General features: G+C 45.3%; 16 protein-coding genes. 9 read left to right on the forward strand and 7 right to left on the reverse strand.

The features are described from left to right. Positions 1–32 precede the first annotated feature (32 nt). From ABS362_RS11890 to ABS362_RS11900, 3 genes are all read left to right on the forward strand, one after another. Positions 33–1160 carry an MBL fold metallo-hydrolase gene (locus tag ABS362_RS11890; RefSeq protein WP_350412697.1) on the forward strand — a complete coding sequence of 376 codons (1128 nt, stop codon included), beginning with the start codon at positions 33–35 and terminating at the stop codon, positions 1158–1160. A gap of 79 nt (positions 1161–1239) precedes the next feature. Beyond that, a complete protein-coding gene (locus tag ABS362_RS11895) occupies positions 1240–2190 on the forward strand; it encodes an HNH endonuclease (RefSeq protein WP_350412698.1) in 951 nt (316 codons plus the stop codon). A 204-nt stretch (positions 2191–2394) separates the two neighbouring features. Further along, positions 2395–2712: a hypothetical protein gene (locus tag ABS362_RS11900; protein WP_350412699.1), complete on the forward strand. Its 318-nt coding sequence runs from the start codon at positions 2395–2397 to the stop codon at positions 2710–2712. 6 nt (positions 2713–2718) lie between these two features. On the opposite strand, the gene ABS362_RS11905 is transcribed toward ABS362_RS11900, so the two are convergent. Together ABS362_RS11905 and ABS362_RS11910 are read right to left on the reverse strand one after the other, a co-directional pair. Continuing rightward, positions 2719–3162: a DinB family protein gene (locus ABS362_RS11905; RefSeq protein ID WP_350412700.1), complete on the reverse strand. Its 444-nt coding sequence runs from the start codon at positions 3160–3162 to the stop codon at positions 2719–2721. 300 nt (positions 3163–3462) lie between these two features. Next, on the reverse strand, positions 3463–7095 hold the full coding sequence (locus ABS362_RS11910) for a T9SS-dependent M36 family metallopeptidase (protein WP_350412701.1): 3633 nt from the start codon (positions 7093–7095) through the stop codon (positions 3463–3465). A 692-nt stretch (positions 7096–7787) separates the two neighbouring features. Here ABS362_RS11910 and ABS362_RS11915 point away from each other — a divergent pair. The 3 genes from ABS362_RS11915 (at position 7788) to ABS362_RS11925 (ending at position 10716) form a co-directional block, all read left to right on the forward strand. Beyond that, entirely contained in the window at positions 7788–8255 is a 468-nt protein-coding gene (locus tag ABS362_RS11915; protein WP_350412702.1) for a MaoC family dehydratase, read from the forward strand. 66 nt (positions 8256–8321) lie between these two features. Beyond that, positions 8322–8648, forward strand: a complete 327-nt coding sequence (locus ABS362_RS11920; protein WP_350412703.1) for a hypothetical protein — start codon at positions 8322–8324, stop codon at positions 8646–8648. Positions 8649–9429: 781 nt separating this feature from the next. Then, positions 9430–10716, forward strand: a complete 1287-nt coding sequence (locus ABS362_RS11925) for a citrate synthase (protein ID WP_350412704.1) — start codon at positions 9430–9432, stop codon at positions 10714–10716. 513 nt (positions 10717–11229) lie between these two features. On the opposite strand, the gene ABS362_RS11930 is transcribed toward ABS362_RS11925, so the two are convergent. The 5 genes from ABS362_RS11930 to lepA form a co-directional block, all read right to left on the reverse strand. Next, the gene (locus ABS362_RS11930; RefSeq protein WP_350412705.1) at positions 11230–13155 is read right to left on the reverse strand and encodes an OmpA family protein; all 1926 of its coding nucleotides are present in this window, start codon (positions 13153–13155) and stop codon (positions 11230–11232) included. A 6-nt stretch (positions 13156–13161) separates the two neighbouring features. Continuing rightward, positions 13162–13815: a 7-carboxy-7-deazaguanine synthase QueE gene (locus ABS362_RS11935; protein ID WP_350412706.1), complete on the reverse strand. Its 654-nt coding sequence runs from the start codon at positions 13813–13815 to the stop codon at positions 13162–13164. Between the two features lie 692 nt (positions 13816–14507). Next, positions 14508–15389 (reverse strand): bifunctional 5,10-methylenetetrahydrofolate dehydrogenase/5,10-methenyltetrahydrofolate cyclohydrolase, encoded by an 882-nt coding sequence (locus ABS362_RS11940; protein WP_350412707.1) that lies wholly within the window; start codon positions 15387–15389, stop codon positions 14508–14510. A gap of 22 nt (positions 15390–15411) precedes the next feature. Next, a complete protein-coding gene (locus tag ABS362_RS11945) occupies positions 15412–15924 on the reverse strand; it encodes a class IV adenylate cyclase (protein ID WP_350412708.1) in 513 nt (170 codons plus the stop codon). A 132-nt stretch (positions 15925–16056) separates the two neighbouring features. Further along, positions 16057–17841 (reverse strand): translation elongation factor 4, encoded by a 1785-nt coding sequence (gene lepA / locus ABS362_RS11950; protein WP_350412709.1) that lies wholly within the window; start codon positions 17839–17841, stop codon positions 16057–16059. Between the two features lie 194 nt (positions 17842–18035). Here lepA and ABS362_RS11955 point away from each other — a divergent pair, with 194 nt between their 5' ends. From ABS362_RS11955 to ABS362_RS11965, 3 genes are all read left to right on the forward strand, one after another. Next, positions 18036–18746 (forward strand): LuxR C-terminal-related transcriptional regulator, encoded by a 711-nt coding sequence (locus ABS362_RS11955; RefSeq protein ID WP_350412710.1) that lies wholly within the window; start codon positions 18036–18038, stop codon positions 18744–18746. A 211-nt stretch (positions 18747–18957) separates the two neighbouring features. After that, on the forward strand, positions 18958–22344 hold the full coding sequence (locus ABS362_RS11960; RefSeq protein WP_350412711.1) for a methylmalonyl-CoA mutase family protein: 3387 nt from the start codon (positions 18958–18960) through the stop codon (positions 22342–22344). 184 nt (positions 22345–22528) lie between these two features. Next, the gene (locus ABS362_RS11965; RefSeq protein ID WP_350412712.1) at positions 22529–22660 is read left to right on the forward strand and encodes a hypothetical protein; all 132 of its coding nucleotides are present in this window, start codon (positions 22529–22531) and stop codon (positions 22658–22660) included. Positions 22661–22747: the final 87 nt, after the last annotated feature.

The raw sequence follows: 22747 nt of genomic DNA on the forward strand, positions 1-22747 counted from the left end.
CGGACAGGCTACCTCTATTTGATAAACACCTGATGAAGAAGACCTTTAGAATTGCCCTGTATGCACTTGGTTTTATTGTATTGCTGGCTTTTGTGGCGGGGTGCTCCTTCCTGAAACTGTCTCCCCAGTTTGGTGCCGAAGCGAAAGGTGACCGACTTAAGACCATGCAGCAATCTCCGAACTATAAAAACGGACAGTTTCGGAACCCGGTACCGACAAATATGGATATCGGCTTTAAAGGGTTTGTAAAGATCTTTTCGGCCAGGATCTTCGGGAATACCGATAACCAGGTGCCTGACTGGGAAATTCCGGTTATGAAGCTGGAGGCAGGTAAGTTTACCAACACCGTGCAGGACACCGCAACTATAGTTACCTGGCTCGGGCATTCTGCCTTTATGGTAGAGATAGATGGCAAGCGCTTGTTGCTTGATCCCATGCTGGGCGACATTGCCTCCCCGATCAGTTTTATCGGCCCGAAGCGTTTTTCTAAGCTGCCTGTTACCGTAGAGGAACTACCCCAAATAGATGCCGTGCTGATATCGCATGACCATTACGACCACCTCGACTATGGCTCTATTAAAAAGCTGAACGAGAAGACCGGGCACTTTTATGTAGCCCTGGGTGTGGGTGCCCATTTAGAACGCTGGGGTGTGCCTGCCGAAAAAATAACAGAAATGGACTGGTGGCAGGAAACAAAATTTAAAGGACTGACTTTTGCCGCTACGCCCTCGCGCCATTTCTCCGGCCGCGGATTCGACGACAGAATGAAGACACTTTGGATGTCGTGGGTGATTGTGGGCAAGGAAGACAGGATTTTTTTCAGCGGCGACTCCGGCTACTTTAACGGTTTTGCGGAGATCGGTAACAAGTATGGCCCTTTTGATATTACCTTGATGGAGTGCGGCCAGTACAACGAACTATGGCCCAACATCCACCTGATGCCCGAGCAAACCGTGCAGGCCCACCTCGACCTGAAAGGAAAACTGCTGATGCCCATCCACTGGGGAGCCTTCGCGTTGGCCATGCACACCTGGACCGACCCTATAGAACGGGTAACCACAGAAGCTGCCAGGTTGAAAGTACCAATTACAACACCGCTGATTGGGGAATCTATAGTTTTAGGAAAGAAAGCGCCGGGGAAGGTTTGGTGGAGGAAGTAGAAGTTGAAAGAAATTTGATTTTATTAATTTTAGATCATAATATCTTCGAGTTTGTATATTGCAGAAAAGCAATAAGAGAATGACAGCCAACTCTTCTGTACTTAAGACTTACTTAAAGAGGTTAACCAAATTACGTCAGGGTGTTACCAAGTATGGGAAAGCTCCACATAAGCCTATTCTTCTACTTGCGTTCATAGAGCAGTTTGAAAAAGGTGGAATTAAAGAAAACAGAGTATACATCTCACCAGAATTAGTAGCTCTGTTTAAAGAAACCTTTACTCTGCTTGTAAGAACTGCACATACTTCTGATTTTTCACTACCATTCTACCATCTATCTACTGAAGGTTTTTGGGCAGTTAGAACAAAGTTAGGCACACAGTTAAATATCCACATTAAAAGCATTACTACACTTAATGATGTAGTGGATTTCGGCTACTTTGCCGATGACCTCTATACTTTGTTAATTAACATTGAGAGCCGTAACATTCTTAAAACTGCACTTCTAGATTATTATTTCCCTGATACTAGGTCAGAGTACCTTAAAACAAAGCAGGGTAGTTATATTCAGAATTTACAAAGCTACTTACTTAATGAAAGCCAAGCTGAATATGCTTTAACTGTCAATGACACAGACGAAGAAGAACAGTATATACGTGGTGGCTTATTTAAAAAACTAGTACCCCAAGTTTATAACCATACTTGTTGCATATCTGGTATGCGTTTGGTTTCTAACCATGGATTCTCCATGATTGACGCCTGCCACATTGTTCCATTCAGCCTAAGTAAAGACGATAAGATTAATAATGGGCTAGCACTCTGTCCTAATTTGCACCGTGCTTTTGATAGAGGTCTGATTACTGTAAATGAAAACTTAACAGTATTAGTCTCTGATGCCATTGCTGAAGATTTAGCCAATAATTATGCACTTCAACACCTAAAAGGAAAACCATTGACTTTACCTTTTGGAGCAAAGCATTATCCCAATGCTTCAAATTTAGCATGGCATCGCCAGCATGTGTATAAAGGTTAATTTGATTAAATTACTCATTTACAACTACTATAACATTTATATAAAGTGTGCCTAAAGCTCTGATTTAAATATAACTATAAAGTAGTAGCAAGATGGCTGTAGGATAACTTTTACCATTTCACGTAAACGAAGTTTTCAAAGGCGGCTACCGCAATCTATAATTTATAGTTTCTAACTTGCACCGCTATACATTACAATCACACCATGTCGAAACAGCCACAATACACGACCGTTGCCAGCCAGGTTTTTAGCCAGTACCTTGATAATGAGATTGACCTGGAAACGCTGGTGGAAAGGCTGCGTGAGATAGAATTGCAGCTGATGTCTGATGAAGAAGAGGAAGACGACGAGGTAAGCAGCAAAAAGGTATGGTTCCGCTTTTTTGAAGGCGACCCGATGCAGACCATCATCAGCGATATCGAAAACGAACTTAACGACACCTCCCACCCGAGCAGCAAGATCCTTTTGCGTGGTATTGCTTTTGGCCTTGCCAATAACGAATTGGAGGTTCATTACAAATAGCCAGACTTACTTCAGTACCCGCCGCAGGTAATTGATCTGCCCCAGGTGGTAAGATAAGTGTGCCGTAAGGTGTACCAGGAAAAAGCCTGTTGTCATGGGTTTGCCCAGCACTTGCTCCGGGTAATCTTTCTCCAGGTCTGCTGTTTGTAGCTGTTGCAACGTTTGCGCTACAATCTCCCGGGTTAATTCTACCTGCTTTAGTAGCTCCACTTTAGGGACATCCTTGCTGCTGAATTCTGCCGGCCTGTCGCGCACGTAACCGCTTTTGCCAAGCTTAGCGCCAATATATGTGTTCAGGTTGCCGCACAAGTGCAGGCACAGGTTACCCGCTGAGTTAGTAATATTTCCTGATGTTCTCCATATGTTGGCTTCAGCAGTAAATGCATCTATTTCTTTGTACAGCTTCTCCAGGTCGCGGGTAAGTATAGTTGTCAGGTCTTGCAGAATCATTAGAAGTATGAAGTAAGTGGTATGAGGTAAGAAGGTCTTACTTATTCTATTCAGTATTTAGAAAGTAAGTTATTCAAAATTAAAGATTCCTTACAGTTCGCGAAATGTCCTTACAGTATTTTAACCTTCAAGTATAAACCGGGGCAGTTTGATGTGTAGCTAATAACGCAAATAATGGCTGAAGAGAATATATAAACTATCAGGTTACTAAAAACTACGTTACAATCATACTTCCACTATAACCAAAAAGCCGCTCCTGATTACAGGAGCGGCTTTTCTTTGGCTTTGTATGATACTTTGTTATTTCGTGATCATGATGCGGTGTGTTTCAGAATACGAGCCGGCTGTTACCTTAAAGAGGTAGATTCCCGATGTCAGTTTCTGCACATCCAGCACCGCTCCTTTCCTGGCTTCGTTTGCCTGTAGCTGCGTGGTCATCACTTCCTTGCCATACACGTCAACTACCTGTATACCTATACTTCCGGTCAGGCTTTCGGCCAGTTGCAGGTTCAGTTTGCCTTGCGCCGGGTTAGGGTACAGCATTGTTTTGGTTGGCCTGGCTGCTGCATTAGATACCAGCGTCTGGCTTAGGGTTCCGGCTTTCAGCACCAGCGTCTCAACGTTGGCAGTAGCATCGCCGCCGAAGCGCGAGGTTACTGTAGCCGAGTTAGTCAGCGTTACCGGGTTCGAGACGATGTCCACGTTATCTACATACCAGCCTGTAGCCGCAGTAAGTACATCAGACGCCATTTTAAACCTTACAAGTACTTTCTGTCCTTTATAGGAAGCCAGGTCAACTATAGTTTGCAGGTATCCATTGCTGTTGCCCGTAAATGCCGGGCCGCTTATAGTAGCTGCATTCTCCAGCGGAATCGAGCTGTTATAGCCGTTCTGGATCATTTTACTGCCAAGGTTGGTCCAGGTAAGGCCATTGTTTGTACTGATCTCCATAATACCACCATCAAAACCTTCTTCGGTTGCATAGCTGTGCCAAAAACGCATCAGTGCATTTTCGCCTATAGTTACCGGCGATGAAAGTGTCAGATACTGATCGCTTAAGTTGTCCGGGTCTGCTGCAAACCAGGCGTTTTTGCCGCTATATGGATTTTTGGAGCTTAGCATCCAGTTGTTGAGCAGCAGGGTGCTGCTTGTCTTCCATTTGGTAGCACCATTCTCCATGTCATCATTAAAGTAAACAGTTGTTCCGTCTCCTTTATTTACCTTCACCTTAAAGCTGCGATTTATAGTTTCGCCCTGTGCCATGCGCACTGCTTTAAAGCTCACGGTGTTGCCGGTTACTTTTACATCCTTGTTGCCATCCGTTACAAATGAGGTGCTGGCCGGTACGTTACTGGTTACGGTTACGCCGCTAACAGAACTTGCCGTGTTATTGGTTACCGTAATGTTATAGGTAAGTTCCTGGCCATCTGTAACCGGGCTTGGGTTAGCACTCATGTTAATGGCAAACTGTGGCGCACATGATGGCGGCATATCAAAGGCTTCTACCCCATCGGTCAGGTCGTTGTTGCTGCCTTGTTGTGCACTGTAGCCCAGGCCACGCTTGGCAAATGCTGCCCAGATGTAGCATTGGTTCGCACCACCGTTGTTAATCTGGTCGGCTGCAAGTATAGCATCGCGTGCATCTATAAAGCCCGGGCTGCACGGCTGTAGTTTCAGGCCATCCATTATCAACTGCAGGGCAATGTTGTTACCGCCTTTACCACTGTAGATGTTCGGGTCATAGCCATACTCGTCTATCAAGTTCCAGGTCAGGTCCCAAAGCATGGTTGCCCATATAAAGCCTACACCATGGGGCACTGAGATCTCCGGGTTCGCAATATCGCCATAGGTATAAGGGTTGATGGCCATGTCGGTACTGTACGGTGCCGGTCTGATACCGCCCCCATCTGTTGGCTGCGACTGCACATAGGTACCGATACCTCTGCGCTGCGGACCCGTATCGCCAGCCTTCATAGTCATGTATAAACCAAAGAAATCGCTCCAGCCTTCACCGCCCTGCTCTGCTCCTGTTAAGCACTGTGTACTTGGGCCACCTGTTAAGCGGGTAGAGATACCATGGCCATACTCATGCGCGATGATGCCATTATCCAGGTCGCCATCTTTCAGCGGAGGCACGCCACCTTCACGACGCAAGCTTCCTGCCAGGCCACCACTAAGTGCAGCAACCAGTTTCTCACCATCTGCTTTACTGATCATAATGGCCGGTATAAGCACGCCAGCACCGGTCTCATCACCACCCATCGACATTGGATCGCCATCTACGTTATTGATAACGATAACTCCAGTTGCCCCGGAAGCCTGTGCGTTCAACGCTTTAGAGATGAAAGAACAATCGCCGCGATAAACCAACGCAATGTTTCCGGTAATAGCAGCCTGGTTATTGAAAGGCAAAGGCACAGAACCGGCAGGCAGCGCAGGCGCAGCATTACAACCGTTGGCCGGGTCAGCCAGCACGATCTTACCAGATACACCTGTCTCGTCAATCTCCGGACCGAAGGCAGCCTGCACACCTGTGTAAGAACCCGCTACGGATGATGGCGTTGTTATGTGTAGTAATTTTGCTGGTAACGATGACGTCCAGAGATACATCTGCATGCGGCCCGGCACACCATCCTGCAAGGTCAGGAAGTTTGCATTGTTGGTGCCTCCTCCATCCTGTGCTTCGGCCAGTACACCGTCCAGTCCGGTACCCTGACCGGTAAAGTTTATCTGCTGAAAGTTACCGCTCACCTCGTCGAAACCGAACTGGTAGAAAACGTCATGCATCAGGTTATTCCAGTAGAACAGGTTGGTAGTTGCTGCCTGTATGTAGGTATCGGGTTCTTTGGTAAGATCAAGCGGGAAATCGAAAACCAGGTTTGCGCCACCATCCGGGCTAAGGCCTGCATTGGCTCCTGCCCTGTCTTCGTAGGCATGCACGTTGTTACCTTTGGTTATTGTATAGCTCAGGGTACCGTCGTTATGCCAGCCCATCGGCGAGGCTGTCATGTTCTCTTTGCCGGTAACCAGGGTTCTGTCGCCATGGCTTGGTGTTTCGAAAGGCACATCGTAAACACGGTAGGTACCGCTGCTGGCAACGGCGGCGGCACTGCTTACAGTTGCCGTTTCAGGGGCCACCATTTGCGTGTAAAGCAGTTGGTTTACTTTATGTTGCAGTCCTTTTTTAGCGGCTCGTGCTTTAGTAGTTCTGGTCACAGTTTGCGAGCTACCTTCCGGAGAATCTGTTACAACTTCCGGCCCCCAGTTGTCCTGTATCACCAAGTCTTCTTTTTTAAGTACCTGGCCGGTAGCAGCATCCACGCGCATACTCCAGTAATGCTGCGCATCCAGGTTATAGATCTCAAGCTCCCAGGCCAATCGTAGAGTACCATCTGCCATAGGCTGGTAAACAAGCTTTGCCGGAATAGGACTCAAAGAGATACCGCCATCAGTTAGCACCACGGCTTTGGCAGCAGCAGTTACCTTTCCCGTAGGCTTCTTTCTTTCCTTTATTTCCAGTGGTTTTTTAACAGTCAGTTTTAAGTTGCGGGCGGCGGCATTGGCTGCCTGCGGTGCAGAGAGTGCAGCGGTATTATTACGGATGGCAGCTCTCAGGTTCGGGATAAACCTGTTCCCCATATTTATAACCTGGCCGTCTTTTGAAATATTGATGTTAATATTAGCGCCAACTATTTCAATGCCCTGGAAGCGTTGACGAAGGTAGATATGTGTAACGCCATTATTTTTGCTGGTGTACTGGTCTGTTACGACATAGTCGGCCAGGTCGGCGGTGGTGAGTTTATGTTCTGCTTTAGTCTGCTGGATGTGCTGCATTGCCTTATCCAGCGCTGATTGAGAATTTGCGGTAAGCGGCAACAGGAAGAGGCAAATCCCCCACAGGCACAGCAACTGCTTTGTAATCCGTTGTTTCATTTTAGTTTAGTTAAAGGTGTTACATATGGTATTTTAAAAGGGAATGCTATAGTTAAAAAGGAGCTAACAATTGTAACTAAATCAGTTTATCAAAAATAAAATCACTCTAAATCAAACAGATAGTTATACTTTACAGCATCTCAGCTTATTGTACTATATAAGCATTTGAACTGATAATGAATCAATTACGCAGATGTGATAACATAAGGTTTGCGCGCCACAAGCATGCACAACACTGATATTGTATTTTGTTTAGGATAAACGATTTTAAGACGCACTTAACCCTCTGAAACTATAATTTATGCTTGTTGCAACATCAAATTATAGCTTTTAAAGCGTTGTTAAAGTAATTATTAAGACTATTTGTGATATTTCACTTTTTTGAAGCAGAGCTGAGGAATTAGAAAAGAAATTTTCCGGGTAAATGTGAGACTATATCACATTTCTTAATTTTTTCTTATACAAACAATATTTATAACTATAACATTATTGTCTGTTTATCTCTAAATTAGACTTTACCAAGTGAAAAAAATTTAACGATCTGTATTCCTAAGGTTGATGAACTAAAAACCAAGAGGTAATGGATTAAGGGAGGACTATATGAACGTTTCCATATATCCGCGTATATTTGATGTTGCTAGTCTTCTCAAGGCTACTTATCGTAACTCAACACCCAAACAACACAACTATACATGAGCAAATTAACTATTCAGAGCCTTGCTGAATTAACCCAGTACGAGGGCAAGGAAATGGGCGTATCGGAGTGGCATACCATAACGCAGGAGCAGATCACTAAATTTGCCGAAGCTACCCTGGATTACCAATGGATACATTTGGATGCAGAGCGTGCCAAAACAGAAACGCCTTTCGGGGCAACTATTGCACATGGCTACCTGACAGTTTCTCTATTGCCTTACCTTTGGAACCAGATAGCCTCTATCGAGAACCTGAAAATGCAGGTAAACTACGAGATAGAAAGCCTGCGTTTTAACCAGGCCGTAACCGTAAACAGCGATGTTAGGCTGGTAGCCAAACTGCTTTCTGTTAAAGACCTGCGTGGTATTGCCAAAGCCCGCCTCGAGGTAACACTGGAAATAAAAGACAGCAAAAAACCTGCATTTACTGGCATCATCACTTTCCTGTATCATTTCAACAATTAAGGAAGCGCCAGTTACGGCACAGGCAATTCATGAACAGATAACAGCGCAGGCAAGTATACTTATACTATGGATAGAGAAGATCTTGAAAACTGGGACGAGTCTCGTTACCTGGAACTGAATTCCTATTTCAGGGTGCGGATACAAATCCTGTTGGATACTGACCCGCACCTGAAGCAACTGATGCAACAACAACAAAGCCTGCAGCTCAGCGACCTGATAGACCAGCTATCAGACGAAGACCAGGAATTGTGGCGCGAGTTTCTGCAACTCGACAGCATTAAACTGCACATTGATATGCGTAATCACCTGGAAGGCAAAGGAACACCATATAACCCGCGCGATGGTTTTACCGGCCCTGATGATGACGATGAGGACCGTCCGCCGGTTTGGTAAAATGTGTTAAACTATAGTTGAGTTTGTATCACAAATAGCTTTGCCAACCTCACTTTTTTAACAGAAATAAGTATAGATATATATTATGCTGAATTTTTCGGTAGCTTTAACCAAACGTAACAATACGAATCATGGCAAAATCACAAGACGCTAAAAAAGAAGTAAAGAAGAAACCTGCTAAAACTACTAAGGAGAAAAAAGCAGAGAAACTGGATAAGAAGAAAAACAAGTCTTCTATGTAAACTATAGTTCAGGTATTTGCCTGGAATAAGCTTCTTTTAAAAGCCACCTGTACTGGGTGGCTTTTGCATTTTATGCCATCAAACAAAAATAGCTTTACAACCTAATTGAGATAACAAAAAACTGACAGCCCGGTTATAGTGTAATGGATGCTTAAACTGCTTTGGTTGTACTGTATTTTTATTATCCAACTATAGCTACTGGAAAGAGGAAGGCATTTCAGACTATAGTTAACCAGCGTTTAACATACTTTTACAGGCAGTTTCCCTGGCTCAAACTATAATTTTGGAGTTTTCAGATTTGCATTACTTTAACAGTAATGGTATTATATTTTTAGAAGAACTGCCAAAGCATTACACGAATTAACATGCAGATACAACTTTTTTGGTCGCAGCCGTTAATAGGTTTAGCTATAACCGGAATTTTGCTACATTGTAAAATTTAGATATTTAGAGCGAGCCAAATTTCATTTTATTACATTTTTGCATAATTTCGCCTTTATCACATTAGACACAACTACGGACATAAACAAATAAAACCAATGTCAGATTTCGCTGAAATTATTTTAGAAGGTAAATCCTACAAAATGCCAATTGTAGTAGGTACCGAAGATGAAAAAGCAATCGATATCAATAACCTGCGTTCAGAGAGCGGCTACATTACGCTCGACTCAGGTTATAAAAATACTGGCGCCACTGAAAGCGCTATTACGTTCCTGGATGGCGAAGAAGGAATTCTGCGTTACAGAGGTTACCCGATTGAGCAACTTGCTGAGGAATCCAGCTTTATTGAGGTAGCATATCTGCTGATCTATGGCTCGTTGCCAACGCAGGAGCAATTAGATAGCTTCACGAACGAGATCAAGATTCATACACTGGTAAACGAGGACATGCGCAAGATCCTGGACGGTTTTCCGTCAGCGGCCCACCCAATGGGTATTCTATCGGCGCTTGTTAGCTCACTAACTGCTTTCTACCCGGAGTCGCTTAACCCGAACCAGAAAAAAGAAGAACTAGACCTTTCTATAGTGCGCTTAATGGCTAAAATGCCAACTATAGCAGCCTGGTCTTATAAAAACTCTATCGGTCATCCGGTAAATTATCCAAAAAACAAGCTGGACTATTGCTCGAACTTCCTGCACATGATGTTCGCGTACCCAACTGAGGATTACCAGATCGACCCTGTAGTTGTAAAAGCACTTAACAAACTGCTTATCCTGCACGCTGACCACGAGCAAAACTGCTCTACTTCCACCGTGCGTTTGGTAGGCTCTGCCAATGCTAGCTTATACTCTTCTGTATCTGCTGGTATCTCTGCACTTTGGGGTCCGCTACACGGTGGTGCAAACCAGGCCGTGATTGAAATGCTAGAGCAGATAAAAGCAGATGGTGGTGACTCTAAGAAATTTATCGCGAAAGCAAAAGACAAAGACGATCCTTTCAGACTGATGGGCTTTGGCCACAGAGTTTACAAAAACTTCGACCCGCGCGCTACGATCATCAAGAAAGCAGCAGACGAAGTATTAACTGCCCTTGGTGTAAAAGATCCTATCCTGGATATTGCGAAAGAACTGGAAGAAGCAGCACTCACTGATCAGTATTTCGTAGATCGTAAACTATACCCTAATGTAGACTTCTACTCAGGTATCATTTACAGAGCTCTTGGTATACCGACAGATATGTTCACCGTAATGTTCGCATTAGGTCGCCTGCCAGGCTGGATATCGCAGTGGAAAGAAATGCGTGAGCAGAAAGAGCCGATCGGCCGTCCAAGACAGGTTTACGTTGGCGAAAAAGAGCGTAACTACGTTCAGATGAATGGTAGATAATTAGCTACTAGATATTTATAGAAAAAGGCTGGTCATACGATCAGCCTTTTTTGTTTTTGTTTGAATCCGGATCTGTAGGATAAAGCTATAGTTTATAGTTACCATCTTCTGCTGGTGCGAGCCTGCTGATTCGTGACTTACGATGGTGTTGAGTCTCCCGACTTAACTGGCCCGATAGGGACAAGCATGGAAAAGGCTGAAGCTATAGTTCAATAGTTGCTGTGGTCCAAACACCCCTAACCCCTGAGAGTTACGCTCGCTACCTTTGAAATCTCTTCTCGGTAGTCTAGGCGGGTAGTAAACCCACCCCTGCCCCTCCCGAGAGGGGATTTTTTGCTTTTGCTATAGTTGGGGTATAGTGCTATAGTTGCAGCTTATCGCGTGTACAGGTCGCGACCTGCCCCTACTACAGGCTTGTAGAGACGCAATACGTTGCGTATTGTTTCTAATTGCTTGAACCAAAACTATAGGACAAATAAGATCCTTCGACTTCACCCAGAAAACAAAGGGAAACTACAACACCTGCATCTCAATCCTTCTGTTCAGCTGACGGTTTTCTTCAGAAGTATTGGGCTTAACTGGTTTGGTTTCTCCGAAGCCTTTGTAGCGAATTCGTGTACCATTAATACCGTGAGCTGTCAGGTAATCAACAACGGCTTTAGCGCGTTTTTCAGAAAGCACTTTGTTTGCTGCATCAGAACCAACATCATCCGTATGGCCGGTGATCTCTATTTTGAGGTCTTTATTCTGGCGCATGAAATTGATGAGTTTGTTCAGTTCCGTTTCTGATCTTTTCTCAAGGTTATACTTTGCTGATGGGAAGAACAGGTTGGTTAGTACAGTGGCAGATCCTGCTTTTATCGGCTTCAGGTAAACATCCAGGGCTACAGGCGTCAGGTTTTTTCGGGAGGAATAATCGAAATTGAGGCTGTTCATCATAAACTGCGGCGCACTCACAAAAAGAGCATATTGTCTGCCTTCGGTAAGCACCACCGTATAGTCGCCACTCATTTTATCAGACTGCACCTGCTGCACCAGCGAGTCCAGTTCTATATCGTAAAGTTGCACGGTAGCTGCCAATGGCTTTTTGGTATCTGCATTGTATACGCGTCCCTGTGCGTAGGTGCTTTTAGATTTAGCTTTCCACACTTCCGGAACGTCCAACGAATAAAGCTGCACGGAAGAAGCTCCGGTATCGGTGTTCATGCTACGGGCATAAAAGCCTAACTTGTTATCAGGAGTAATGTATAGCGAACTTTCATCAGCGTGGGTGTTCAACGGATAGCCCAGGTTCTTAGGGGTTTCCCATTTTTTTTGCGAAGCTAAACTCGTCATAAACACATCCAAACCGCCCAGGCCTTTATGGCCATCACTTACAAAATATAGCGTTGACCCACTGACATGAATGAATGGTGCCAGGTCGCGGCCTTTTGAGTTTACAGGTTCCCCCATGTTACGGGGCTTTAACCACGAGCCATCTTCCTGCAGGTTTGTTACCCAGATATCCTCCTTGCCTACACCTCCACCACGCATAGAGCTAAAATATAATGTACGCCCATCGGCAGAAAGACTAGGCTGCGAATCCCAAGCCTTGGAGTTAACAGTGGTGCCCATATTTTTAGGTTTGCTCCACTCATTACCTGTCCTGAAGGAAATATACAGATCGCAGTCACCGAAACTATCCGGACGGCTGCAGGATGTAAAAACCAGTGTTTTACCGTCGCCGGAAATAGTAGCAGCACCCTCGTTGGCAGGCGTGTTTATAGTTTCGGAAATAGAGGCCGGTGCACCCCAATTACCATTCTTAATTTCACTTATATAGATATTTTCGTCGTGGTCAGGCTGGTTGCCCATGCGGGCTGTAAATATTAGGTAACGCTGATCGGCGGTAGTAGACGGAAAATATTGTAGCGGGTAGCGGTTTATAGTTGAAGGTAACTGTATGGTGTTGAATTTAACCGGCGACTTCATGGCTTCCAAAGCGTAGTCAACCGTTTCGACCTGGTTTTTTACGTAGGTAATGTAGCGCGTATGTTTTGTGTTGGCTTTTAAATAAGCGTCGTAGTTGATTTTAGCCGTTTCATAGTTACCTCTTTCAAAATTAAGCTCGGCCAGGTCCAGGTAATAGTTTGCGAAAGACGGGTTATAGGGCATCAGTTTCAGGCCCTGCTGCAACTGCTCATAAGATGCGGTTTTGTTACCCATCATCTTGTTCAGGTTAGATGCCTTCAGGTACGCTTCTGCAAAGTTTGGGTCTCTCTCCACTGCTTCGGATAACAACTCGAGCGCTTTCATGAAATCGCGCGACCGGGCATAGTCATCTGCTTTCAGATACAGGCTTTCGGCTTTTTTATTAGTTGTAGTCAGCAATTGTTTCTGGGCAAACCCGGCTACTGACAGGAAAAAGCTCAGGAGAAAAACAAGCAGGTGCTTCGGCATAAGGTGTTAAGGAATATCCATGTACTTGTGCGTCTGTAACGACACACGCCACTTCGGATTTGATTTCACATATTCTACTATGAAAGGCATCAATTGGTTAGCTTTGCTCCACTCCGGTTGCAGGTAGAGTTTTGTGTGCTCTCCTACTCTCGCCGCATGCTCTTCAGCCCATTTAAAATCACTCTTATTAAAGATGATCACTTTAAGCTCGTCGGCAAACGGATACACAGAAGCATCGGGCGCTTTAAACTTTTTGGGAGATAAACAAACCCAGTCCCAGTAACCACTCAGCGGGTAAGCACCCGACGTTTCGATCATCGTACGTATACCATTTTCCTGGAGCTGAGAAGTTAACGGATTGAGATTATAAAGCAATGGCTCCCCTCCCGTAACCACCACGGTTTTACCCGGAAAAGGACTGGCCATTTCCACGATCTCTTCAATAGTTGTAAGCGGGTGCAGCTCGGCATCCCAGCTCTCTTTCACGTCGCACCAATGGCAGCCCACGTCGCAACCGCCCAATCTTATAAAGTAAGCTGCAGTTCCGGTGTTGCCACCTTCGCCCTGTATAGTGTAAAAAGCCTCCATCAGCGGTAAACGGCTACCGTCTTTGGGCACCTGATGAATAGAAGCTGTTTTAAATGTTTTTGTAGACTCCAATATACTGTTCCTTACGCACCGCTTATAATTCAGTGCTTTTACCTGCTATCTTCAACTCTGTCTGGCTCTGTAAAAAGCCTGCAGAACTTACAAAGGTAACTAAATTTGCAACAAGGTTTATAGTGTCTTCTGTTCCACAGTGTTTAACTTAAAACTTGCTATACTTATATCGTGGCCTGATATCATAGGAGATTTACTAAACTATAGTTCTATAGTTAGCTTTGATGTCTTTATGGTTGCGAACTGTCCGCGCAGGCTAGAACTATAAAGCCACCTATACCTATAACAGTAGTATCCCCTTGAGGACAAGTGAGAACGGGAGTTCGAAACTTGCGAGCATAGCTCAATAGGGGTGTTAAATCACCAACAATAAAACTTTAAGGCAAACTATAACAAAGACATAGAACTCCCCGCCTTGGACTACCGAGAAGAGATTTCGAAGGTAGCGAGCGTAGCTCTGAGGGGTTGGGGGTGGTGGGACCACGGCAAATATAACACAATAGCCACAGCTACTACTTGCCTTGTCCCTGTCGGGACAGTTGAGTCAGGAGACTCAACACCATCGTAAATCACGAGTCTGGAGCCTCGCGCCAGCAGAAGATGGTTACTATAAATTATAGCTTGATCCTGAAAATCCTGATTTAGACTAAAATAAACTCCCCCTCCTGTTTTCAGGAGGGGGTAAGGGGAGATTATGCGTAGATCTCGCGCTTGGCTGCGCGTAAGGTATTTTTCAGCAGCATAGCTATAGTTAACGGACCAACGCCACCAGGCACAGGAGTAATATAACTGCACTTTGGAGCTACATTGTCAAAATCCACATCGCCGCGCAGCCTGTAACCAGATTTGCGACTGGCATCCGGAACGCGGGTTGTACCAACATCTATCACGACAGCACCCTCTTTCACCATATCAGCCGTTAGCAAGCCAGGCATGCCTACTGCAGAAATAATGATATCAGCCTGACGTGTGTAGTGAGCCAAATCTACTGTGTTGCGGTGGCAAAGCGTTACGGTGGAGTTGCCCGGGTAAGAGGCCTTAGCCATCAGGATACTCATAGGTGAGCCAACTATATTGCTGCGCCCGATAACGACGCAGTGCTTACCATTTGTTTCGATATTGTAGCGTTCGATCAGTTGCAGAATACCAAAGGGCGTAGCCGGTAAAAAGCTTGTAAGGCCGGCTACCATACGCCCGACATTAGCAGGATGGAAACCATCTACGTCTTTTTTGGGGTCAACGGCTTCCAGTACTTTCTGGGTATTGATGTGTCTTGGCAACGGCAACTGAACTATAAATCCATCAATTTCATCGTTGTTGTTCAACTCCTGAATCTTATCCAGCAATTCTTCTTCGGTCACATCGTCTTCGTACCGGATAAGCGTGGAGCCAAAGCCGACTTTTTCACAGGCCAGCACTTTGTTGGTTACATAGGTTACAGAGCCACCATCGTTTCCAACCAGTATAGCCGCAAGATGTGGCACTTTCCCTCCCTGTGCTTTAATCTCAGCTACTTCAGCAGCTATCTCTTGTTGTATGGCTTCGGATGTTTTTTTGCCGTCGAGCAGGATCATAGTTTGTATAGTTATGAATTAATTACAAGTCAATATAAGAGTCATTAATAAGGTCTTCGTCTTCTATCAGGAGCAGGTCTTTATAGTAACTGCACTGTTGCTTCAAAGTTTCTGTCCCTAACGAACCGTCCAGGTCTATGGCTTCAATTTCAATAAACTGCCCCAGCCCTTCTACCTGGTCGATGTGAAATTTTACGTTATCTATAAAGTAGATCTTCCGCAACTTCCTGATCTCTGACGTAACTTCCAGGCCGTGGCAAACAGCATCTATAGTTGCGCTTCCCGGATTCTTGAGGTACATCATTACTTCAGTCTGCAATGCCCCACCTGCCCAAAACCTGTTATAGTGTATGAGCACGTTCTCTATAGTGCCTTTCCTCAACTTTAGCTTGCCAACCTCCACTTTATAAAATGTATCCGTCTGATTATCCAGCCCTTTGTATTCTGCATTGTGTTGCCGCAGTATACTTTCAACTTCAGCTGGCTCATAGCAACGGGCTTTTATAGTTATGTCGGCGTACATTTTATCTGACAAAAGACTACTTGATAATAGACAAAGGATAAAATCTTTAAAAAGTTATTTGCCTGTTGTCACAAATATCCTTTGTTAAGATGTATATAAGCGACAAGCCCCGGCGCGCAGTCAGCACGTCGGGGCTTGTATATATTAGTCGAGTTTAAGCACGGCTAAGAAGGCTTCTTGCGGAATTTCCACGTTGCCTACCTGGCGCATGCGTTTCTTACCTTTCTTCTGTTTCTCCAGTAGTTTACGCTTTCTCGAGATGTCACCTCCGTAGCATTTAGCCAGTACGTTCTTACGCAGGGCCTTTACTGTTTCCCTGGCGATGATCTTCTGGCCAATAGCTGCCTGAATGGCAATCTCGAACATCTGGCGCGGCAGCAACTCACGAAGTTTCTCGCAAAGGCGCTTGCCCCAGTCATATGCTTTATCCCGGTGAACTATAGCTGACAAAGCATCAACCGGCTCACCGTTCAGCATTACGTCCAGCTTCACCATGTTCGACTGCCGGAAACCGATCAGTTCATAGTCAAGCGAAGCATAACCACGCGAAATGGTTTTCAGCTTATCAAAGAAGTCAAACACGATCTCAGCAAGTGGCATTTCAAACGTTAGCTCAACACGGTCGCTGGTCAGGTAAGTCTGGTTCTTTAAAATACCGCGCTTATCCATACACAGTGTAATGATCGGGCCCACAAACTCAGACTTTGAAATGATCTGTGCTTTAATGAACGGCTCTTCTACGTGATCGATATAGTTAGGCTCCGGCATTTCAGACGGAGCACTTACCTTCATCAGTTGTCCTTTAGTTGTATGCACATGAAACTGAACCGATGGGACCGTCGTGATAACGGTCATGTCGAATTCACGCTCCAAACGCTCCTGCACAATTTCCATGTGCAGCATACCCAGGAATCCGCAACGGAAACCAAAACCAAGTGCCGCAGAAGTTTCAGGCTCCCAAACAAGCGAGGCATCGTTCAGTTGCAGTTTCTCCATCGAAGCACGCAGTTCTTCGTATTCGCTGGTCTCTACCGGGTAAATACCGGCAAATACCATGGGCTTTACATCTTCAAAACCCTGTATGCTTTCGCCTGGTTTATCAACGTGCGTAATGGTATCACCAACTTTTACTTCTTTCGCATTTTTAATACCCGAGATCAGGTAGCCCACATTACCGGCACCCATTACCTGGCGTGCTTCCTGGTTTAGTTTGAGTACACCAATTTCATCGGCTTCGTAGGTTTTGCCCGTGTTAATGAACTTCACCTTCTCCCCTTTTTTAAGCGTTCCGTTAAAAATACGGAAGTACACTTCGATACCTCTGTAAGAATTGAAAACAGAGTCGAAGATCAGGGCCTGTAATGGTGCTTCCGGATCGCCTTTCGGAGCCGGAATACGGTCACAGATAGCGTTCAGAATCTCTTCTATGCCAATACCGGTTTTGCCAGATGCATGAATGATATCTTCTTTTTCACAGCCAATAAGCTCAATGATCTGGTCAGATACCTCTTCGGGCATAGCATGCGGCAAGTCGATCTTGTTCAGAACCGGTATAATTTCCAGGTCGTTGCCTATGGCCAGGTACAAGTTTGAAATGGTCTGCGCTTCAATACCCTGCGATGAGTCCACGATCAGTAATGCGCCTTCGCAGGCAGCAATAGAGCGGGAAACCTCATACGAAAAGTCAACGTGACCTGGGGTATCGATCAGGTTCAGCACATACTCTTCGCCTTTGTAATTATAGTTCATCTGGATGGCGTGGCTCTTAATAGTAATGCCGCGCTCGCGCTCCAGGTCCATGTTATCGAGCAGTTGGTTTTGCATCTCACGCTCCGCTACTGTCGAGGTAAATTCTAACAGGCGATCGGCCAGTGTACTCTTACCATGGTCGATGTGGGCAATGATGCAGAAATTGCGAATGTTCTTCATAAATATCTATACGAAGAACAAAGTTAAGAAGAAAGTGCGTTTGTTGCTGCTTCCGCGCTAAAATGATTTCAATCAGTAACTATAGATTTACAGATTTTACTTATTTTAACATAGCCTGCAGAAGACTATCACTATTGTAAATGCAATTAAATCTGTATATTGAAGCATTAACGCGACACCACTTTAGTTCACCCATGTCTGAAACACAAACTACCTCTACTACCACCGAAAAAATAGCCGAACTCGAAAAGCAGTTACTTGAACTACGGGGAAAATGTGATTTCCTGGAAAGAATTGTACACGAAGTACCCGCCAACATTTATTTATCTGATCTGGAGCAGGGACTGGTGTGGTGCAACAAAACCAACGAAGAAAGTTTAGGCTACTCCCTGGAAGAGATTCGGGAAATGGGTGGCTTAGAGTATATGTATAATATTGTACACCCTGACGATCATCATATTCCGGATGATAGCATTACCCATTACCAGAACTTTGAGGGCGCAGAATATGGTGGTGTATTCAGAGCAAAGCATAGGCATGAAAAAGAATATAAATGGTTTATTGGGTGGGCGAAAGCGTTCAGTAAAAATGGAGCCGACCAGGTAAAAGAACTGCTTTGTGTGGATGTGGACATGAGCCCCCGTATGAATACTGATAAACAGTTGGTGCAGGCACTCCGCGACAACCTGAAACACAAAAATAAACTCCTGATAAAATGCCTGCGCAAACGGGAAATAGAAGTGCTTGACCTGGTCTGTAAAGGGTATAACACCAAAGCCATTGCCGAAAAATTATTTATCAGCCCCAATACAGTAAGCACGCACCGTAAGCATATTCAGCAAAAACTTGGAACCGCAAACGTTGCCGACCTGGTATCGTTGGGCAAAGAGGCTGGTTTGGGGTAATCACGCTCAAAAGTATTCACACAATCAAAGGTTCAAACTGTAAGCTTTCACAAAATACAAAGCTACCTCGCACTCCTCTACTCCGTATTGAAAATTATCTGAACATCAGAAAGATAGTATTCATACTATAGTCAAATCCTGCGCATCCTTTAATCTTATAAATCTTAGTCCTATCTTCGCATCATATTTGAATAAACCGTATTACTAAAGTATGTCATTTACTACAGTAGAACCATATAAGCCTGTCAACCATATCCGTATAGTTACAGCTGCTTCTTTATTCGACGGCCACGATGCTGCCATTAACATCATGCGTCGTATCATTCAAGCCTCGGGTGCGGAAGTAATTCACTTAGGTCATAACCGTTCGGTGCAGGAAATCGTGGATTGCGCGATCCAGGAAGATGCGCAGGCCATTGCGATTACCTCTTACCAGGGTGGCCACATCGAGTATTTCAAGTACATGTACGACCTGCTGAATGAGCGCGGCTGCGGCCATATCCGTTTATTTGGCGGCGGCGGCGGTGTTATACTTCCTTCAGAAATCGAAGAACTGCAGGGTTATGGTATAGCCCGTATCTATTCACCGGATGATGGTCGAGCCATGGGTCTGCAAGGTATGATAAACGACATGCTGCAGAAATGCGATTTCCCGACAGGCCAGAACCTGAACGGTGAGGTAAAGCATCTCAAGGACAAAGATCCGAAATCAATTGCCCGTTTGATATCTGCTGCTGAGAACTTCCCGGAAGAGGCCAGAGCTATACTTGATGAAGTGAAAGAGCAGGCTAAACTGGTTAAGACTCCTGTTTTAGGTATTACCGGCACAGGTGGTGCGGGTAAATCATCTTTAGTAGATGAGCTGGTACGTCGCTTCCTGCTGGACTTCCCGGACAAGAAAATTGCAATCATTTCGGTAGACCCATCGAAACGCAAAACCGGTGGTGCTCTGCTAGGTGACAGAATCCGTATGAACTCTATCTCCAATGACAGAGTTTACATGCGCTCGCTTGCAACCCGCCAAAGCAACCTGGCCCTGAGCAAGTATGTGCAGGATGCTGTGGACATTGTTAAAGCTGCTGATTTCGATCTTATTATATTAGAAACATCTGGTATCGGTCAGTCTGACACTGAGATCATCGAGCACTCTGATATGAGTTTGTATGTGATGACGCCGGAGTACGGTGCCGCCACGCAGCTTGAGAAGATTGACATGCTGGACTTTGCCGATGTTATTGCCTTGAACAAATTCGACAAGCGTGGTGCACTCGATGCGATCCGCGATGTGAAGAAGCAGTACAAGCGTAACCACCAGCTTTGGGATATAAACGACGACGATATTCCGGTATTCGGAACTATAGCCTCTCAGTTTAACGACCCGGGCATGAACCGCCTGTACCGTGCCGTGATGGCCAATATCCAGGAAAAAACTGGTGTAGAGTTCAACTCTAACCTGCATACTTCGCAGGAGATGTCGGAGAAAGTATACATCATCCCTCCTGCCCGTACGCGTTACCTTTCTGAAATCTCTGAAACTATCCGCAACTATGACAAGTGGAGCAAAGACCAGGCAGAAGTAGCGCAGAAACTATACGGCATCAAAAAGTCTATCGAAGCAGTTCAAACTATAGAAATTGCCGATAAAGACAGATTAGTAAAGCAACTGGAAGAAGCCTACGCTGAAGTAGAACTGAACCTGGACGGACAGAACAAGAAGATTCTGGAGAACTGGAAAGACAAAGTTCAGGCTTATAAGAACGAGTTCTACGTGTTCAAAGTACGCGACAAGGAACTGAAAATAAAGACACACACCGAGTCGCTTTCTCATCTACAGATTCCTAAAGTTTCTACTCCTCGCTACGAAGCCTGGGGTGACCTACTGGCGTGGAACCTGCAGGAGAACGTACCGGGCGAATTCCCTTACACGGCAGGTGTGTTCCCGTTCAAGCGCGAAGGCGAGGACCCAACCCGTATGTTTGCCGGCGAAGGCGGACCAGAGCGAACAAACCGTCGCTTCCACTACGTGAGCCTGGGTATGCCAGCCAAGCGTTTGTCTACAGCCTTCGACTCTGTAACACTTTACGGTGAAGACCCGGATTACAGACCAGACATCTACGGTAAAATCGGTAACTCAGGCGTAAGCATCTGCTGCCTGGACGACGCCAAGAAATTATACTCCGGCTTTAACCTGGCCGACCCGATGACCTCGGTTTCGATGACCATAAACGGTCCGGCTGCCATACTTACCGGCTTCTTTATGAACGCGGCCATCGACCAGCAGTGCGAACTATACATTAAAGAGCATGGCCTGGAAGATGAGATCAACAAGAAGATCGAAGCTATCTATAAAGAAAAAGGCGTTGCCCGTCCGAGTTATCAGGGAGAGCTGCCAAAAGGGAACGATGGCTTAGGTTTGATGCTTTTAGGTGTAACCGGCGATCAGGTATTGCCTGCCGAAGTATACGAACCGATCAAGACCCGTACATTAGCTGCAGTGCGCGGTACAGTGCAGGCCGATATCCTGAAAGAAGACCAGGCACAGAATACCTGTATTTTCTCAACAGAGTTCTCGCTTCGTTTGATGGGTGACGTGCAGGCTTACTTCATCAACAAGAACGTACGTAACTTCTACTCGGTATCTATCTCTGGTTACCACATTGCCGAGGCAGGTGCCAACCCTATTTCTCAGCTGGCCTTTACATTGGCAAACGGCTTTACCTTTGTAGAGTATTATGTAAGCCGCGGCATGGACATCAACAAGTTTGCGCCAAACCTGAGCTTCTTCTTCTCCAACGGTATCGATCCGGAATATGCTGTGATAGGCCGTGTGGCACGCAGAATCTGGGCGAAGGCGATGAAGCACAAGTATAACGCAGATGCCCGTTCGCAGATGCTGAAATACCATATTCAGACATCCGGCCGTTCGCTGCACGCACAGGAAATCGACTTTAACGATATCCGTACCACGCTGCAGGCCCTTTATGCGATCTACGACAACTGTAATTCGCTACATACCAACGCTTACGACGAGGCTATTACAACGCCAACTGAAGCGTCTGTTCGTCGTGCCATGGCGATTCAGCTGATCATTAACCGTGAGTTGGGGCTGGCTAAAAATGAGAATCCGCTGCAGGGCTCGTTCATCATCGAAGAACTGACTGACCTGGTGGAAGAAGCTGTACTGGTTGAGTTCGATAGAATTACAGAGCGTGGCGGTGTGCTGGGTGCAATGGAAACGATGTACCAGCGCGGCAAGATCCAGGAAGAAAGTTTATACTACGAGACACTGAAGCATACAGGCGAGTACCCGATCATTGGTGTGAACACGTTCCTTTCTTCAACAGGTTCTCCTACTGTGTTGCCAACAGAGGTTATTCGTGCTACTGAAGAAGAGAAACAATACCAGATCTCGATGCTGCAATCGCTGCAAAAAGGTAACGAGAACAAGACCGCTGAAATGCTGAAGCGCATTCAGCAGGTGGCAATAAACAACGGCAACATTTTCGAAGAGATGATGGAAACCGTGAAGTTTTGCTCGCTGGGTCAGATCACGAATGCGCTTTTTGAAGTAGGCGGACAGTACCGCAGAAATATGTAAACTATAGTTCAGACTATAGCAAAATGCGTAAAAGGAGCTGGTAAAGACTGGCTCCTTTTTTTGTTTTTAATATTATGAGACAAATACATAACAATAGATTTACAATATAATAATACAAAGAAGTAACCCTGCTTACCATAACACGTTATAGCAACTATAACAACCCTTTACATTCCCAAATACCATGAAGCGACTCTCGACAATTTCCTCGTTGCTGCTGATAGGCACATCGTTCGGCTTCTTTATGAAAAGCTGGCTGACTCCGCATGATATGCACTTGGACCTCTCTGATGAAGAAGTACATTTGTACCTTTAATTAGATTAAATTATAAAACATATAAAAGCGGACCCTGCGGTTCGCTTTTTCCGTTTAGTAGATTATTAGGTTAAAAAAATCATAACC

Origin of the sequence: Pontibacter populi, assembly GCF_040278685.1 — a bacterium.
GTDB classification, from domain to species: domain Bacteria; phylum Bacteroidota; class Bacteroidia; order Cytophagales; family Hymenobacteraceae; genus Pontibacter; species Pontibacter populi.